Below are 18,405 nucleotides of genomic sequence, written 5' to 3'. Positions count from 1 at the left end.
NCAAGCCGATGATTATCGGACTCAAAAGCAATGTGCATGACATAGCCGACACGTTCAAGAGGGCCTATCCGAATGCCAAGGTACTGTATCCGGGCAAGGAGGATTTTACCCCGGAGAAGCGTGTCGGAATATTCCATGACATCAAAAATAATAACTGGGACTGTATCATCCTGACACACGACCAGTTCGGGAAAATACCCCAGTCTCCCGAAATACAGCAGGAGATATATACGCAGGAAATAGACAGTATCGAAGAGAATCTCGCCGTATTCGAGCAGCAGGGCAATGAAGTGAGCGGCTGGATAAAGAAGGGGCTGGAAAGAAGAAAGGAAAACCTTGAAGCCAAACTTGAAAAGCTGGAGCAGGATATAAAGGACCGGACGGATGACGTGACCGACTTCGGGCAAATGGGCATCGACCACCTCTTCGTTGACGAATCGCACAATTTCAAGAACCTGATGTTCAACACACGCCATGCGAGAGTTTCCGGTCTGGGCAATCCCGAAGGAAGCATGAAGGCCATGAACATGCTTTTCGCCATCCGTACCATACAGGAGCGCACAGGCAGGGACTTGGGAGCCACATTCTTGTCCGGTACGACCATTTCCAACAGTCTGACGGAACTCTATCTCCTTTTCAAATATCTCCGTCCGAAGGAAATGGAGCGGCAGGGCATCACCTGCTTTGACGGCTGGGCGGCCGTCTATGCGAAGAAAAGCACGGACTTTGAATTTTCCGTGACCAACCAGGTCGTGCAGAAAGAGCGTTTCCGCTATTTTATCAAAGTGCCGGAACTCGCCAATTTTTATGCGGAGATAACCGATTACAAAACGGCCGAAGACGTAGGGGTTGACAGGCCGGAACTCAACGAGCAACTCTATCACATACCGCCCACTCCCCAGCAGGAAATTTTCATTCAGAAACTGATAAAGTTCGCTGAAACCGGGGATGCAGCCTACATAGACAGGGAACCTTTGTCCAAGGCGGAAGAAAAGGCACAGATGCTGATCGCCACCAACTACTCGAACAAGATGTCGCTTGACATGCGGCTGATAGACCCTGAATACGGCGACAATCCGGGAAACAAGGCGTCCCATTGTGCGGCCAAGATTGCGGAATATTACTATAAATATCTCGACCAAAAAGGCACACAGTTCATTTTTTCAGACTTGAGTACCTATAAACCCGACCAGTGGAACATCTACAGTGAGATAAGGCGCAAACTCGTGGAAGACCATAATATTCCGGAAAAGCAGATAAAGTTCATTCAGGAAGCAAACAGCGACAACGCACGCAAGGAACTGTTCAAGGATATGAACTCCGGGCGCATCCGTTTCCTTTTCGGGTCCACACAGAAACTGGGAACGGGAGTCAATGCACAGGAGCGTGCCGTGGCCATCCATCATCTGGACATACCCTGAAGGCCGTCCGACCTGGAGCAGCGTAACGGACGGGCGGTAAGAAAGGGCAATATCATCGCCAAGCAATATGCCGATAACAAGGTGGACTGTTACATCTATGCGGTGGAAAAGTCTCTGGACAGTTACAAGTTCAATCTGCTGCAAAACAAGCAGGTGTTCATCAACCAGCTTAAAAGCCGCAATCTGGCCGCCCGTACCATTGACGAAGGGGCGATAGACGAAAACGGCGGAGGCAATTTCAGTGAATACGTGGCTATTCTTTCAGGCAACGACGATTTGTTGGAAAAGGCAAAACTGGACAAGAAACTGGCAGTCCTTGAAAGTGAAAGGCAGGCGTATCACCGTAATAAAGGAAACGCGAAAGGAAAGCTGAATGAAAAGACCGCCGGAATAGAGAAGAACAACATTTTTATCGGACGCTTTACCAGAGATTGGGAATACCTCAATAAAGTGGCTCCGGTAGATACGGAAACCGGGCTTCGTCCCAATCCCCTGAAACTGGACGGTGTGGACTCGGACAATATCGAGATACTCGGCAACCGGCTTGCCGCAATCAATCAGAAGGCCCGAACGGAAGACGATTACATGAACATCGGAACCCTGTTCGATTTTCGTATCCTTGTCCGTACCGAAAAGACTTGTGACGGAGACACGCAAGCCTTGCATAACAAATTCATGGTCGAGGGACTGGACGGTATCAAATATACCTATCATAATGGTTACATTGCCAAAGACCCGAAACTGGCCGTAATGTATTTCATCAATGCGCTGGAACGTATTCCCGGCATGATTGAGAAACGGGAAAAGGAAAATGCGGAGTTGTCAAAAGATATTCCGGTCTTGCAGGAAATAGTGGCAGCCATATGGCCCAAAGAGGGAGAAATCAAACAGTTGGGTGAAGAGCTTGCCACACTGAATAGGAAGATACAGCTTACCCTTAAACCGGTAGGACGGCATGAAAATGTAGAAGGTAAAGAAACGGGAGCGGAAGAACAGAGGCTTGTCAGTGGCAGTGACGTGACTCCGGATTTACCACGGCAGGCTAAACATGTACCGTCTATGGAAATCGCAAACCCGGCAAGGGAACTGAAAAAAATATCCTAATGTTTCCTGCGGCACATTGCTGTAACCCCCGGAAGCTACGCGGGCTCCACTTCCGCAGGTTACAGCAAAGAGCCGCTTTTCAGGAAAGGACAAAGGCACGGCTGGCACCCGGATAAATCCGACCTTGCCAGCCGTTCCCTTGTCTGTCAGCCGTAAATTACATCATTCCTCTTCCTCGAAGGAAAGGCTTTCCACCTGCTTATTGATTACCTTCCAGTCAATCGAGTCTTTCAGGTTGATAATATCCACAATCGAATAATGCTTTGTCCCGTTCTCTTCTTCCGCAAAACGCAGACGCCCACTCAAACGCTGTTTCTCAATCTCTGCCGGATCGAGATTTATCAGTTCGCAGACTTCATCAGGCAGCATGGAAAGCGCCACGTCATTTTCCTGACAGATATGTTGCAGGACGGCCAGCATGTTCAACGACTTCTTATAACTTCTCACGAGTGCAGCGAATGAACCGCTTTCAATTTTAATCATCTTTTTCATAACATTTATTTTTTAGAGTGTTCTTCTTTTTCCAGCAACATGGCACGCAGCACGTCCGAGCGGCGGTAATATATCTTCCCCTTGTCTCTGTGAAAGGGAAGTGTCCCGTCATTACGTCGTCTTAAAAGTGTCCTGTCCGACATTTTGGTGAGCAGGCGCACACCTTTTGAATCCAGTATCTCGCTGTCTGGCAAATTATGTACGGCAGGAGTCAATAACTTTTCAATGTTAGTAACTTTAGCAAGTATGGCACTAAGCATGTGGATTGTCTGTCCACCCGGTGCAGTTCTTCTGTTATTCATAATGACCTTATTTTTATTGTTTATGGTACAATATTACGGAGATATTATAAGGCCATTGGTTACTCAACCGTTGAGCAACCGCCAAAAAAAGACAGAAAACGACAAGTCGGGACAAAAAAATAGCCGGGAGTCACTGTTCCCGGCTATTTTACGACAAGCAAGCATCAATAGGTACACATTGTACTATTAACGCTTTAAAAATCAGAATTATACAAAAAAAATAAACAAGAAAATATTTTGTTATATTCCAAATTTTGCCTATTTTTGTATGTGAGTTATTTGAAACTATGCAAAGCAGTGTAACCCAAAGCAGGACTTCCATATCCAAATCGTTGCCTGCATCTTTTATACTCTCTATATTCATCTTATCTTCAGAGAGTTATATCGAAATATTTTGTTTTTTAGTTATAACATATTTCAATAAATCAAAGTTCAAAAATATTTGCTAAGATTCACGCAAGACAAGTTTCAGAGATAATTTTTCCCAATTAATATCTTTTCCTATTTGATTATAATAACTAAATCCATCAATATAATTAGACAAAACGATAACATCTTCTATATTTTTAGAATGAAGATAACGACATGTACCCTCATATAAATCTTTCAAATTTCCATAACTTACACTACTATATAAATCCGATGTTTTACTAATACTTATAGACTGAATTTGACTACCATCTGCTTTTTTACCCTCCATTTTACAAATATAGCACTTCGATTCAGAAAGTTCATACTCATCAACTTTACGATACAAAAACAAATGCTCTTCAAGTCTTATGTAGTAAATATATTCCCACTTAGAACTTCCCTTGATAATTAATTTAAGAATATCATTACGTTCTAAAATCATTCTCACATTACTATCAAAATTCAATATATGAGCATCACATAAAAAATCACTAAGAGCTTTATCTACTTTCTCCAATTCAACTTTATAAACAGGAGCATTTGGAACATAATGGGATAAAGGATGAAGAAGAGGTGCCAATAAACCTAATAATTCCGTAAGGCTTTCAATAATACTGGTTAAGTTATAAACATACTTTGGCATCATTTGGCAAAATCGCAAAGCTTTAATAATAATCAATCCTATCTTATATTTAGCCAAATCTTCATAATTTTCATCTTTCATTATGACTTTTGGAAAATACTTTGGCAATTGTTCTTCCAATGTTTTACGATAATAATTGGCAGCAGCAGGATAATCAGGACAACTTGTATCATATAGAAATCGTCGTGCACGTTCCAGCATTCCCTCATCACTAATAATAATTGGTTTCATGATTACTCTACCATCTGGAAGTAGTTCTTTTCCTGCAAACATCTCTATAAACTTCCAATTAAAGCCAGTATTAGCAGACAAAACCCCACGGGCCATATTGTACCAACCACGATCATAAGTTGAAAGAATAATCTGATAATCTTCAAACTCTGTTTGAAGAATCTTTAAAATCGGCAAACGATTCCCCATATCCAATCCTATAAAAATATCATCCAAAAATAATAGCTTATATTCAATAGCTTGTGGATTATTTTTAATTGAAGCCAAATAGATACAAGTAGAAATTGCAGATAGGCGAGCCTCATTAAGAACTTGATTATAATCATCTATCATTACACCATTTTTGAAAACATCAAGTTTTAAGACCGCCCGAATTTTAGCAATAGACACACTATTCTTATCATCCAATTTAATAGGTTGTAATGTATAATTCAAGTTAACCCCCAATTCATTAAAATATATCGTCAGAAACCTATTCAGTTGTACAAACAGACCATCCAGTGCTCTTTTAAAATTATTCTCAAAAGTGCGTAGTTTATTAGGAATTTGATCATATTTCTTTCCACGGCGAATCTTCAGTCCCCTCGTAAACCCATAAAAATTATCTAGTTCTTCACGTAAGGTTAAGGGAGTACGTGAAGTAATAGAGGTTATCTCACTCAATAAATCCAAAAATAAATCAAACAAATTATCACCACTTTTTTTATTAAAATACACATTCAAAAGATTAGTGTAATCAAGAAATCCTTTTGTTCGAGCAGTTGACTTAACAAAAGGAGCAAATGTAGATTCAATCATTGCGGTACTGCTATATGCAGCACTTTCCTCTTGAGACGAATTTAATACATCAACATCCTTAAAGAGCAATTTAACAAAACCGTCCTTTGATCCTGTATGAACATTTGCCTGAAACTTGGTTTTCTCTCTCCCAATACTTTGTTCAAAAAAGAAATCCAAACTCTTATACAAAGATGATTTACCACTTCCATTTTCCCCATAAATAAGCAAATTCTCACCTTTATCAAGTTTTATTGTGGTAGGATAAAAATAAGCCTTAAAATTGAAAATATTTATTTCAACAATCCTTTTCATAATTCTCAAATTCCATAAATCATATTTTCTACATCAATGGCTTTAAGCATATTCGCCAATATTGGAGAATTTGAATCATTACACTTCACATAAATATCCTCTAAAGCTTTATACCGTTGATCATTCTTAGGCAATTTTTCTAACAATAGAACATTTTCTATCATACGGATATTATATTTCTCAAATTCATCTGATAAATATAGTTGTTCCACCATAACATCAATCATTCTATAAAAGAAATTACACATATTAAAAGAGCCGATGCTTTCAGATATATAGTCATATACCTTAACAAATATTTCTTGTTCAGATATTGTAAGATAAGGGATTTCAAAATCAGCAAATTTACTCATCAACAATCCTTTTTCACCATAAGTTTTATATTTGAAATATCGGCTCATTAGTATCGTTGAAATATATTTAAGATGAAAGCCATGACGTACTTTATATATTCCTACAAAATTCTTATTTTCTAATTTGTGCAGCCCATCTAAATAAACCACATAGGGTTTATCTATATCTGTCACTAAATCTATATAAATTTGAGATTTTGGTTCATTTATTTTATAATCAGCTATTTGCTTTATACTTACGAAAGGAGTGGAACTTTCATATACAACCAGTTTTTTACGGAAAACTTTAATACGCTCCTTAAATTCATCTAAATTAGTACCATCAGACATCAGTCCAACAATACTAGAAACTTCTTTACTAGCCCACAATAAGTTTTGTTCAATCACAGTCTTCGAAATCCCTCGAAGAATAAGCCATAAAATATAAAAGTTTTGTAATGTACGCCGTCCATTAGCTCCCTTTATCATGTAATCAAGATTACTATTTAATTCTTCCGAATTCATCGAACAAATACAACTTAAATTAGAAATAAAATTGAAATCAAGCAAATTGGCAACTCTAATAAAAAGTTGATGATTTATATCATTATTATCATCACCTTCAAGCACTTTTGTTATCTCATACTTCCCTTTCATTCTACAGCTAATCTTTCCTCCATTTACATATAAATCAATCGTTTTAGCAGGCCAAAGTTCACTCTCATCAAGTCCATTTTTAGCCTCCATATAATTAAAATAGGCCAAAGTAGTAACAAGATTCTCATTCTCCATTCGAGAGTTATTTTTTCTTATATAAAACCATTTAGAATTCTTATTATAAATTAATTTTATAGTTTCTATTATGTTCCTAGAAACAAAAGAATTCCACATTTCAAATGTATCTTTCTTGATTGGATAAGGCTTATTATTTAATCGAACAAAAAGATCAATAGGATCAAACTCTGGATTAATTTTCTCATTTATTTCTATAACCCATAAATCTGTACTCATTAATTTACGTTGCTCAAGCGAATTTAAGTCTTCAAAACGTTTCCCATCAAACTCTTTCAGAATTCCATGTTTTAATTGTAATTTAAATCTATCCTTTTTTGAGATGCAATCTTTTCCATTTTCATCTTTATAAGGTTTTCCTATAAAACCAATAATAGAAAGTAAACGTTGTTGTCCATCTACAACTTCACTCAATCCATCTTTGTGTTTAAAAACAAACACAGGGGGCAATTTTATTCCTAACAACAAACTTTCAATTATAGCAGATGCCTTTTTTTTATCAATTACTTCATCGCGTTGATAAGGAGGTCTTAGTAAGAATTTTTGTCGTTCCATCTGACGGCAAATATCTCCTATTTCAAAAGAAGTTGGTTCAGGCTTATTGATTCTCAAATCTTCAAATGTTAGATTTTCTGGAGATGTAATAATATTAAGTTTATCCTTTCTAGCTTTAAATTGATTCGAACTACATAAATACATATTAAAATCCATATCCAATATTCTCTCAAAAAATATTGCAGTAGTTTCATATCGTTTATTCACCTCATTAGCAAATGAACTTCTTACAGTTTGATAATTTTTAATATTGTCCTCAATATAGTCAATTAAATGTTCAACAACAAAATTATTCATTTTCTTTAAATCTCCATATTCCAAATCTATAATGGATAACGCCCAATACAAACACTCTGAAACCAATCTATTTGTTTGCACATTTCTTTTTCTTAAAGCCCGAACAACTTCATCTACTTTATTTACAATTCTAATAAAAGAAGAATATACAACCCCTGAGTCTACAGTATTCGATAAATACTCAAAGAAAGTAGAAACAATATCTTGTTTACTAATAGCATAATATTTAATCGGAATATTACGCAGAACTAATAATTCTCTAATTTTTCTCATCAATTTCTCAATATCCGGATTCTCAAACCCGAATAAATCATTGACCAAATCAAATGTACGTTTATCTTCAGCAAAATGCTCTTTAAAACATGTTACAATATCATCAGAATAATAAATAGCCTTATCGATTTGTTGTTGATTTAACGGTGTAATACCCGAATTATATCGTTGAAAAATTTCACGTTTCACCTGTTCTTCTTCCTCACAACTATGCTCACTAGAAAGAAAGCCAAACTCAATCACACGTATTTTTGTATCTAGAAATAAATCTTGATAATCAACAGTAAGATTATTATATCCCTTTCCAGCCAACTCCTTTACGCTACTAAGTTTACGCAAAGCAGACTTTCGCAAATTCATTTTACCTGCCATAAAACGCGTAATTGTTTCGTAACGTTGACGTCCATCTATTACTTCATATTCTTCATCATTGACAAAGAAAATAAGAGGAGGAATCTCTGTACCAAGAAAAATACTTTCTATGAAATAAGTAGCCTTTTCTTCATCCCAAACATAATTACGCTGATAATATGGATGATAGTTGGTATGTTCTACTCTTTCTTTATTCATAAAAAGAGCATCGATAGATTTTACTTTCGACTCAATTTTAATTTTATGCTCAAATATTTCCTTCAAATCCATATGGCTAAAAATTATTAGTATAAAAATAGATACTGACTTGTAATACAATTACATCACTCTATCACACTTATTGCAAAGATAGTTATTATATCGCATAAATAAAGATTAATTAGCTATTTTATCATAATGCTATTTCCAAAAATCAAAAAGTAACACGTTCACTATATGAAGATTCGAAATTTACAATAAAATATACTGATACATTTTAGTAGATTTCTCAAATCACTCATTACACCTTACTTAATCGTTTATATTGCAACTATTACAAAACTCTCCTTTCTGACAGATTAACAGTCCAGTAACAGGCAAGAAGATATAAAAATTATATCCTAGTTATTTGTATTAATACAATATATATTATACAGAATTCTTTTCTAAATAGAGAAATGAAAATCCATCTTTATCTGTGACATCTCACGTATCACTGTACGGTCCAGCACACGTGCATAATGACGGGTCATCTGAACATTGGTATGCCCTAACATCTTAGCAACGCTCTCTATCGAGACACCATTGGCCAGAGCAAATGTGGCAAAAGTATGACGCCCAACATGGGTGGTCAATGTTTTTTTAATACCACAAATATCAGCCAGTTCCTTGAGGTATGCATTCATTTTTTGATTACAAAGCACCGGAAAAAGCACACCATGTTTCTTACAATATTCATTGGTGGTATACTTTTCCAAAATCTTCAATGGTATTTCCATTAATGGAATATTACACATGATTTTGGTCTTCTGTCTTCCCTTGCGTATCCACCTGACACCGTTCGAGTCCTCCACGATATGTTCCTTTCTCAAACCATGAATATCCGAGAAAGCCAAACCGGTGAAACAACAGAACACAAAAATATCCCGTACCTGACTTAACCGTGGAATATCAATTTCCTTCGATATCAGCTTCTGGATTTCTGAATCTTCCAAAAAGTCCGGTTCCACCTTATCCAATGAGAATCTAATTTCTAAAAACGGATCGTTCTTCATCCATCCCTTAGCCAAAGCAATACGGATAATCTTCTTAAAATTCTTCAAATATTTGGTGGCTGTGTTATGACAACACTTTTTCTCTGTCTTAAGCCAAAACTCGTAATCCTCAATAAACTGGCGGGAAACTTCATCCAAAAGAACATCTTTCTTATGATATGTCTCCCAGACAAAATCCCGGGTATGCTTCAAGGATGTCTCATAACGCTGCACGGTTGCAGGCGCCATGTCCGTACCGGACAATTGGACACATTTATCATTATGCTCACGGAAAACCTCAAACAGAGTACGTTGTACGGGGGCATCCTTACCCTGGAAACGATCCAGAACACTGTTGGCAGAAACGGATACCTCCTCTATTTCCAGTTCACGTTGAATCTTCATTATCCTCAAACGGATAGAGTCAAGATACAGATTCAGTTCCTTGTACTCACGCTTTTTTTCCAGAGCCTTTCCTTTTGCCGCACTCCAGAATTCCGGAAGAATTGTTTTCTTCACTGAAGCATCAACCCGGACTCCATTCACTGTAATTCTCATCATTATCGGAGCCTCACCGTTCCGATTCAATTTCGTCCTACGAATGTAGAACAATAGACAAAATGTTGTTCTTTCCATCTTACTTGTTTTTTTAATCACAAAACTAAATTTCCAAGAGTAACAAGTCAAGATGCAAAATACTGATAAACAATGAATTATTTACTTAATAGGTGTATCTGGCATTGAAGGCAATCAGGTACACCGAATAGTACACCGAAAGAATGCTTTGATATGCTTATTTTTGCTATGCACCAAAAACAAAAAATCCCCGTAAAGTATTAATTTACAGGGATTTTATTTGTTTTGCAATTCTTTCCAGCGGAGAGACAGGGATTCGAACCCCGGGTACCTTTCAGTACAACGGTTTTCAAGACCGCCGCAATCGACCACTCTGCCACCTCTCCAAAACTCCCTTATAAGGAAGGCTTTTCGTTTAAAGCGGTGCAAAGGTACAAATCATTTTTAATTCTACAAACTTCCTACCATTTTTTTCACGAATTAATCGTACTTTTGCAACATGATATATCCACAGAACTTTGAACCTAAAATAGGTTTCGACCAAATACGCCAGTTGCTAAGCGAAAAATGCCTCAGCACATTAGGCGCCGAACGCGTAGCCGATATGACGTTCTCCGACCATTTTGAAGAAGTGGAGGAACGCTTGAACCTCGTTACAGAGTTCGTACGCATCATACAGGAGGAAGATAACTTCCCCGCACAATATTTTTTCGACGTCCGTACGTCACTGAAACGAATACGCATAGAAGGAATGTACCTGGATGAGCAGGAACTTTTCGACTTGCGCCGTTCGTTGGAAACGATACGGGACATCGTGCGTTTTTTAGAAAAGGATGACATAGAAGGAGAAGACTCCCCCTACCCTTGTCTCCGGAACCTCGCCAAGGATATATTGGCATTTCCGCAACTGATTCAAAAGATAAACAATATACTTTCACCTTATGGAAAGATAAAAGATAATGCTTCTTCCGAACTGGCACGTATTCGTCGTGAGCTGGCGAACACCATGAACAGCATATCCCGTTCTTTGAACAGCATCTTACGCAATGCCCAGTCGGAAGGTGTAGTAGATAAAGACGTTACCCCGACCATGCGCGATGGCCGTCTGGTAATTCCGGTTGCTCCGGGATTAAAACGAAAGATTAAAGGTATCGTACATGACGAATCAGCAAGTGGAAAAACCGTATTTATAGAACCTGCCGAAGTAGTAGAAGCCAATAACCGTATCCGCGAACTGGAAGGGGATGAGCGTAGGGAAATTATCCGTATCCTGATAGAATTCTCTAACCTGTTGCGCCCTTCCATTCCCGATGTATTGCAGTCTTATGAATTCCTTGCAGAGATAGACTTTATCCGTGCCAAGAGCTTGTTTTCCCTACAAATATCTGGTATAAAACCTGCACTGGAAAATACGCAGTTACTGGATTGGACTATGGCTGTACACCCGTTGCTGCAACTTTCCCTTGCCAAACATGATAAGAAAGTAGTTCCGCTCGATATTGAATTGACTGAAAAGCAGCGTATCCTTATTATATCCGGTCCCAATGCGGGTGGTAAGTCTGTTTGCCTCAAGACAGTGGGATTGTTGCAATATATGTTGCAATGTGGTATGCTCGTTCCTATGCACGAACGTAGCCATGCCGGTATCTTCAGCAGTATATTCATCGATATAGGCGACGAACAGTCCATTGAAGATGATCTGAGTACTTACTCTTCACATCTCACCAACATGAAGATAATGATGAAGAATTGCAATGAACGCAGTCTCATCCTTATAGATGAATTTGGTGGTGGAACCGAGCCACAAATCGGTGGCGCCATCGCCGAAGCCGTACTGAAACGTTTCAACCAAAAGCTGACGTTCGGTGTTATTACTACTCACTACCAGAATCTGAAGCACTTTGCCGAAGACCATGAAGGAGTAGTGAATGGAGCCATGTTGTACGACCGCCACCTGATGCAGGCACTTTTCCAACTTCAGATAGGTAATCCCGGAAGTTCATTTGCCGTAGAGATAGCCCGAAAGATCGGTCTTCCGGAAGATGTGATTGCAGATGCATCCGAAATTGTGGGTAGCGAATATATTAATGCCGATAAGTATCTGCAAGATATTGTACGCGATAAACGATACTGGGAAGGCAAACGTCAGACTATCCGCCAGCGTGAAAAACACATGGAAGATACCATCTCCCGCTATCAGGCAGAAATGGAAGACCTGCAGAAATCCCGCAAAGAGATTATCCGTAAAGCTAAAGAAGAAGCAGAACAGCTGGTACAGGAAGCCAATGCACGGATTGAAAACACCATCCGCACCATTAAGGAAGCACAGGCTGAAAAAGAGAAAACCCGCCAGGCACGTCAGGAACTGACCAAGTTCCGTGAATCGATGGAAGCTCTTGCCTCTAAAGAACAAGAGGAGAAGATAGCACTCAAAATGCAAAAATTGCAGGAAAAGCAGAACCGGAAAAAAGAAAAGAAGAATAAAGATACAAACAACACTCTTTCAGCTCAGGAACTGGCTGCCCAAAAAGCCAAACAGGAAGCTGAACGCCTGGCAAGCATTGCCCCGGGAGCTATGGTAAAGATAAAAGGCCAAAGCTCGGTGGGCGAAGTATTGGAAGTAAATGGCAAAAATGCCATTATTGCTTTTGGCAGTATCAAAACCACTGTTAAGCTGGAACGATTGGAGCGCACAAATTCCGCCCCACAAAAGGTGGACAACTCTACTAAGAGTACCTTTGTCAGCAATCAAACCCAAGACAGCATGTACGAAAAGAAATTGAACTTCAAGCAAGACATTGATGTACGCGGCATGCGTGGTGACGAAGCTCTACAGGCAGTAACCTACTTTATTGATGATGCTATCCTTGTAGGTATGTCACGCGTACGTATCCTTCACGGAACAGGTACAGGTATCTTGCGTACCCTCATCCGGCAATATCTGCAAACAGTTCCAGGCATCAAGCATTTTGCCGACGAACATGTGCAGTTTGGTGGTGCAGGAATCACAGTCGTTGACCTATAAATAAAATAATTATGAAATCAATCAAAGAACTCTACCGTATCGGTACAGGGCCATCAAGCAGCCATACAATGGGGCCCCGTAAAGCTGCTGAGATCTTTCTGGAAAAACATCCGGAAGCTTCCTCATTTAAAGTGACCTTATACGGTAGCCTAGCTGCCACAGGAAAGGGACACATGACTAACATAGCCATTACCGATACCCTGCAACCAGCCGCTCCGGTAGAAATTATTTGGGAACCCAAAATATTTCTACCTTTCCATCCCAATGGCATGAAATTCGTTTCATTGGATGCTTCAGGAAAAGAGACTGATGCATGGACAGTATTCAGTGTAGGCGGTGGTGCACTGGCTGAAGAAAATGATGGTGCATCATCTGTCAACACCCCGGATATCTATGATATGAATCACATGATGGAGATTCTACAATGGTGCGAAAAGACCGGAAGAAGTTACTGGGAATACGTCAAGGAGTGTGAGGAAGAAGATATATGGGATTACCTACAAGAAGTCTGGAAAACCATGCAAGCAGCCGTTCGCCGCGGATTGGAGCAAGAAGGTGTACTGCCCGGTCCATTGAACTTACGCCGCAAAGCCTCTACTTATTATATACGTGCCAGCGGATACAAGCAATCTTTGCAATCTCGCGGGTTGGTATTTTCCTATGCCCTTGCCGTAAGTGAAGAGAACGCCTCAGGGGGAACAATAGTTACCGCCCCTACTTGTGGTTCTTGCGGTGTGATGCCGGCAGTATTATATCATCTTGCTAAAAGCCGTGATTTCAGTGATACCCGAATCCTTCGCGCGCTTGCCACAGCCGGTCTTGTAGGAAATATCGTAAAGACCAATGCATCCATTTCAGGAGCAGAAGTAGGATGTCAGGGAGAAGTAGGCGTAGCCTGTGCAATGGCCTCAGCTGCCGCCAACCAATTATTTGGTGGTAGCCCTGCACAAATAGAGTATGCAGCCGAAATGGGTCTGGAACATCACCTCGGCATGACTTGCGACCCGGTATGCGGATTAGTTCAAATACCTTGCATTGAACGCAATGCATATGCTGCCGCCCGCGCATTGGATGCCAACCTTTATTCTTCTTTTACTGATGGCATGCATCGTGTATCCTTCGACAAAGTTGTAGAAGTAATGAAAGAGACCGGAAACGATTTGCCATCACTCTACAAAGAAACCAGTGAAGGCGGATTGGCCAAGGATTATCGGCCAATGGGAGAATGATAATTTAGTGCATAGCGCTAAAATTAAGTGACGAGCTACAGCTCGTCACTTTCTCACACTTTCGGTGGATAAATCGTATCATCCTTCCCTGTCACATTCACCGTATTCATCAGTCCTCCATCTTCCGAGTAGAATAACTGATACTTCTGATTTCCCTGTTTTACCTCAATCACATATTGCATGGGCTGCAATGGATACAGCAGGAAATAATAATCATCTTGTACCCAGTTTGCATACTCTCCGCTACCAAATGCAGTCTGTACAGCTTCAGGAAGATCATTCCAGAATATTTCCGATTCCGTCATCAGCCAATTGGCATTGGGATCAAACCATATATTTGATTCTTTTCCATCCAACCAGCAATCAGCCACAAAATAAGTTCCTTTTTGTTCCCATTCTATTCCTGTCGCACTCGGATACTTCTGTTTCAGGGCTTGTACCACAGACTCAGGAACATTAATGCTTTTATCATCATCATCGTCGTCACTGCATGCACTAAACGTAACAGCAGTCATACACATCATCATCGCTAACATTAAAAATCTTGTCTTCATCTTTTTCCCCTCCATTAATCATCCATACTGACGAATTGTCCTTTTTTATTAAATTTCAATGAGAAATCATTGGCAAGTTCTACTTCTATACCTGTACCTTTACGTTCTATCTTGGTGATAATTTCATTTGGGAAATTCTTTTTCACGTAATCCTTGATAGAAACAGGGATAAGGGCGGCAGGTACAGCACCTTTCTTGCAATCTACTTCCGTCCAGTTACCTTTCTTGTCGAAATCAATCTCTGTACGGTCAGTCAAAGTCACTTCATACTTCTTAGATAAGAATTCACTATCTATCTTGATGTATGAGATCTGCGGTTTACTGAAATACTGATTGATAAAGTTACGCGCATTCAAAGGGAGATCCTTTGCGTCTTTGGTAATCACATCACCTGCAAAAGCGAACTGAACGGCCACGATAGCCAATACGAGAATAGATAAAATCTTCTTCATAATCGTTATTCTTTTAAGTGTTACTAATTTATTTCTTGTTTTTATTTACACTACAAATAACGATAGCGAATCGGGAAAGATTTGGGAATATTCGCCTTTAGCTTTTCTTTTCAGATTCTTTAACAAGCAAAAACAGATGCATTCCTTCCTGCCACTTATAAGTCAGACTGAGAGAAGCAGAAATGGCAATAGAACGGGCAATGGCAAGCCCCAAACCTGTAGAATCTTTTTTTCCGTCGATACTGCGATAGAAACGCCGGAATAGCTTTTCTCCATCCAATGGATGTTCACCACTATTTTTAATAATCAATGAAGAAGGAGTCGTTTCAATATACAACTCTCCCCCCGCATGATTGTGTAGTAAGGAGTTTTTTACCAAATTGGAAACCAGAATCTGTGTCAGAGACAAGTTACACCGGATCACGAAAGGTTCTTCTCCCTTTATACGTACCAGATGTATCTTTTTCCCTTCATATATATCCATTAAATCGGGCAATAGTTCATCTAAAACTTCATCTACAGATACATCTTCCGTTTCGGTATACTGCCCATTCTCAATGCGGGACAACAACAATAAAGACTTATTCAATCTGACTGCCCTACCCAATGTAGCGTATATTTCATCCAGTTCTTTCAACTGTTGCTCGGTCATCGACTCATTCTCTGCAAGTAATTCGACCTTGCCGCGCACAATGGCAAGTGGTGTCTGCAACTCATGCGAAGCATTTTCTATAAACTGCTTCTGTTCTTCATAAGCTTTATAACTACGATTTCCCATATCCACAGCTGCCTCTCCCAACTGTTGGAACTCCCGTATCTTCGTAGGATTATCCAGCACCGGAAGCTCTTTCCCCGGTTGAATTTGTTGTAACCAGTCCAGCAGGCGCTGCAGCGGGCGGAACACACTTTGCAATATCAGGCGTGTACCTATAGACGTACAAATCAGAAAAAGTAAAAACAGTGCTCCCAGATACCAAAGAATGGCCTCTACCATATCATCACGTTCCAGAATGGAAATCATCAGCTCCAATTCATAATACTGTCCGTCCGGCATGCGGAAAACTGTTTTAAGTACCCGCACCGGTTCATCCTCATCTTCGCTTTCGATATAGACGGTAGAGTCATAGTACTTTTCGTCGTAGTCTTCCGCCTCTTCTTCGGATATAGGCCGGAATTTATAAAAAGACATCAGCGTCCCCTCTGTTTCAAGAACAGACGGGTCCATCAAGGCATTATTAATCAATATCTCACTATAGTTTTCAAGCGTATCATCCGTTTCATCCATCACTTCATCAATAATGGCATAATAAAACAACACACCCCATGCAGCCATCAGCAGAAGTAGCAGTAACGAGAGCTTTCGGTAGGTATAATGGAGAAGTTTCATGACTCGGAAAGTTTATAGCCAAAACCATATACCGCTTTCAGTTCCACGGTAGCATCAGCTTGTTTCAATTTCCGGCGGAGATTTTTCACTTGAGAATAAATAAAGTCCAAAGAATCTGCCTGATCGATATTATCGCCCCATACAGACTCTGCAAGGCTCATTTTATTAATTACACGATTTGGGTTGACTATAAAGTAATAAAGTAAATCGAATTCTTTCCGGTTAAGTTGCAAAGGCACTCCCCCGACCTCCACTTGCCGTTTATCAGGATAAAGCAACAGATTCCCCACCGTAATGGAAACATCCCCTTTCGCCTGCCTCCGACGAATAACAGATTTTACCCGCGCATTCAGTTCCGCCAGATGGAAAGGTTTGGTCAGATAATCATCAGCTCCCAATTCCAGTCCTTCTACTTTGTCATCCAAGGAATCTTTTGCAGAAATAATTAATACACTGTCACTACGATGAAGTCGTTTAAGTTCGCGCAACAAATCCAGACCACTTCCACCGGGCAACATGATGTCCAATAAGATGCAGTCATAATCGTAGTCATTCACTTTGTCCAGCGCCGAAAAATAATCGGCAGCAGTTTCCACTACGAAATGTTCTTTCAAAAGGGAAATGCGGATTGTTTCCCGCAAATCCGGTTCGTCTTCTACAATCAGGATTTTCATACCGGCAAAGGAAACTCATAAATTGGGAAACATTCTGGAATATCTTATCAAATACTGTCCGTCTCGTACACTTCTTCCAGTAATTCTTCTTTCGCTATAGAAATCTTGCCATCAGCAGATACAGTTATTGATAATGGAATATAGAGATCTGACTGCGGATAGCAGATGCTTGCTGCATAGACCATGCCTTTGGATGTGTTTTTATCGTACACCAAGCCTTCAAGAATAGAGTGTTTTAAGAATTTAGCATCCACCAATGAAGCAAAACTCTCTTTCGTGAATTCTTTATTCACAATAGACTTACCACCGGAAGTTATACGTAGTGTAATACGGTTATCTACAAATTTTTCTCCCTGTTCATTCGTTACAACAGGCAAACTGTCATCCGGACGACGAACCACATGAGAGTGATACTCCTTACCGTTATAAGTAAAACTCATTTTACTATCAGACACCTGCATACGTTGCAAACCGTTGGCATCCACACTGTCTTTCATCAATACCTGCACATCTTCCCCATCTCCTTTTTTCTGAGAAGAACAGGCTGACAACAGCCACACGGCCATACATATCCAGAAATAAAATACATTTTTCATTCTGCCATTTGTTTACAATTAACGGAACAAAGGAACGAAAAGAGAGGCAAAAATACAAGGGAAAGCCGGAATAAATGAAAAACGGACGGATAATACTCCGCCCGTTTTTGAACTAATACCTTCTTTATTCTTTTATATTACCTATTGAATCCTGTTGTTTATAAGACAAAAATAAAAGCGAAAAGTTTAATGGAATCTTTCGCTTTAACATAAAACAATATTTCTGTTTGTTTTTTTATAAATCTCAGGCCTTCAAAGTTATAAACCGTTTACCGCTTAACTTTATTTCAATCTCTTTGATAGAGGGTATGACTCCTCCCACTTCGACAGAAATCCGCATTCTGGTTACAACTAGAAGTTAGC

14 protein-coding genes and 1 tRNA gene are annotated in these 18,405 nt (G+C 39.5%); 4 read left to right on the top strand and 11 right to left on the bottom strand.

Annotation, left to right across the window (positions count from 1 at the left end; genetic code table 11):
* Window position 1: 1 nt before the first annotated feature.
* A partial coding sequence (locus BWI44_RS22195; RefSeq protein WP_502688844.1) for a helicase-like domain-containing protein occupies window positions 2-1,421 on the top strand: 1,420 nt, incomplete at its 5' end.
* Between the two features lie 81 nt (window positions 1,422-1,502).
* Window positions 1,503-2,525, top strand: coding sequence for a hypothetical protein (locus BWI44_RS22190; RefSeq protein ID WP_286816491.1), 1,023 nt, complete (start codon window positions 1,503-1,505; stop codon window positions 2,523-2,525).
* Window positions 2,526-2,687: 162 nt separating this feature from the next.
* Here the strand turns inward: BWI44_RS22190 and BWI44_RS22185 are convergent, their stop codons facing one another.
* The 6 genes from BWI44_RS22185 to BWI44_RS22160 all read right to left on the bottom strand — a co-directional run bounded on the left by BWI44_RS22185 (window position 2,688) and on the right by BWI44_RS22160 (window position 10,511).
* Window positions 2,688-3,017: a hypothetical protein gene (locus BWI44_RS22185; protein ID WP_011965447.1), complete on the bottom strand. Its 330-nt coding sequence runs from the start codon at window positions 3,015-3,017 to the stop codon at window positions 2,688-2,690.
* A 5-nt stretch (window positions 3,018-3,022) separates the two neighbouring features.
* Window positions 3,023-3,319, bottom strand: coding sequence for a helix-turn-helix domain-containing protein (locus BWI44_RS22180; protein ID WP_286816482.1), 297 nt, complete (start codon window positions 3,317-3,319; stop codon window positions 3,023-3,025).
* A gap of 445 nt (window positions 3,320-3,764) precedes the next feature.
* Window positions 3,765-5,696, bottom strand: a complete 1,932-nt coding sequence (locus BWI44_RS22175) for an AAA family ATPase (RefSeq protein ID WP_117921766.1) — start codon at window positions 5,694-5,696, stop codon at window positions 3,765-3,767.
* Between the two features lie 5 nt (window positions 5,697-5,701).
* On the bottom strand, window positions 5,702-8,587 hold the full coding sequence (locus tag BWI44_RS22170; RefSeq protein WP_286816480.1) for a DUF262 domain-containing protein: 2,886 nt from the start codon (window positions 8,585-8,587) through the stop codon (window positions 5,702-5,704).
* Window positions 8,588-8,961: 374 nt separating this feature from the next.
* Window positions 8,962-10,185 (bottom strand): site-specific integrase, encoded by a 1,224-nt coding sequence (locus BWI44_RS22165; protein ID WP_286816477.1) that lies wholly within the window; start codon window positions 10,183-10,185, stop codon window positions 8,962-8,964.
* Window positions 10,186-10,426: 241 nt separating this feature from the next.
* Window positions 10,427-10,511, bottom strand: a tRNA-Ser gene (locus tag BWI44_RS22160).
* Between the two features lie 113 nt (window positions 10,512-10,624).
* Between BWI44_RS22160 and BWI44_RS22155 the strand changes: the two genes are divergently transcribed.
* Together BWI44_RS22155 and BWI44_RS22150 are read left to right on the top strand one after the other, a co-directional pair.
* Window positions 10,625-13,150, top strand: a complete 2,526-nt coding sequence (locus tag BWI44_RS22155; RefSeq protein WP_115502920.1) for an endonuclease MutS2 — start codon at window positions 10,625-10,627, stop codon at window positions 13,148-13,150.
* Window positions 13,151-13,161: 11 nt separating this feature from the next.
* A complete protein-coding gene (locus BWI44_RS22150; RefSeq protein WP_021967632.1) occupies window positions 13,162-14,379 on the top strand; it encodes an L-serine ammonia-lyase in 1,218 nt (405 codons plus the stop codon).
* Between the two features lie 53 nt (window positions 14,380-14,432).
* Here BWI44_RS22150 and BWI44_RS22145 read toward each other — a convergent pair whose 3' ends face one another.
* From BWI44_RS22145 to BWI44_RS22125, 5 genes are all read right to left on the bottom strand, one after another.
* Window positions 14,433-14,933, bottom strand: a complete 501-nt coding sequence (locus BWI44_RS22145; protein WP_044155351.1) for a PepSY-like domain-containing protein — start codon at window positions 14,931-14,933, stop codon at window positions 14,433-14,435.
* Between the two features lie 14 nt (window positions 14,934-14,947).
* Window positions 14,948-15,385: a PepSY-like domain-containing protein gene (locus BWI44_RS22140; protein ID WP_195209751.1), complete on the bottom strand. Its 438-nt coding sequence runs from the start codon at window positions 15,383-15,385 to the stop codon at window positions 14,948-14,950.
* Between the two features lie 97 nt (window positions 15,386-15,482).
* A complete protein-coding gene (locus BWI44_RS22135) occupies window positions 15,483-16,772 on the bottom strand; it encodes a sensor histidine kinase (RefSeq protein ID WP_278706725.1) in 1,290 nt (429 codons plus the stop codon).
* Window positions 16,769-17,446 carry a response regulator transcription factor gene (locus tag BWI44_RS22130; protein ID WP_007665570.1) on the bottom strand — a complete coding sequence of 226 codons (678 nt, stop codon included), beginning with the start codon at window positions 17,444-17,446 and terminating at the stop codon, window positions 16,769-16,771. The genes BWI44_RS22135 and BWI44_RS22130 overlap by 4 nt, the downstream gene beginning before the upstream one ends.
* A gap of 47 nt (window positions 17,447-17,493) precedes the next feature.
* Complete coding sequence (locus BWI44_RS22125) at window positions 17,494-18,042, bottom strand: DUF4738 domain-containing protein (protein WP_007665571.1); 549 nt, start codon at window positions 18,040-18,042, stop codon at window positions 17,494-17,496.
* Window positions 18,043-18,405: the final 363 nt, after the last annotated feature.

This window comes from Bacteroides sp. Phil13 (assembly GCF_001940965.1).
GTDB classification, from domain to species: domain Bacteria; phylum Bacteroidota; class Bacteroidia; order Bacteroidales; family Bacteroidaceae; genus Bacteroides; species Bacteroides intestinalis.
Note: the sequence above shows the minus strand (reverse complement) of the source record. Positions and strands in the feature narration are given on the sequence as shown.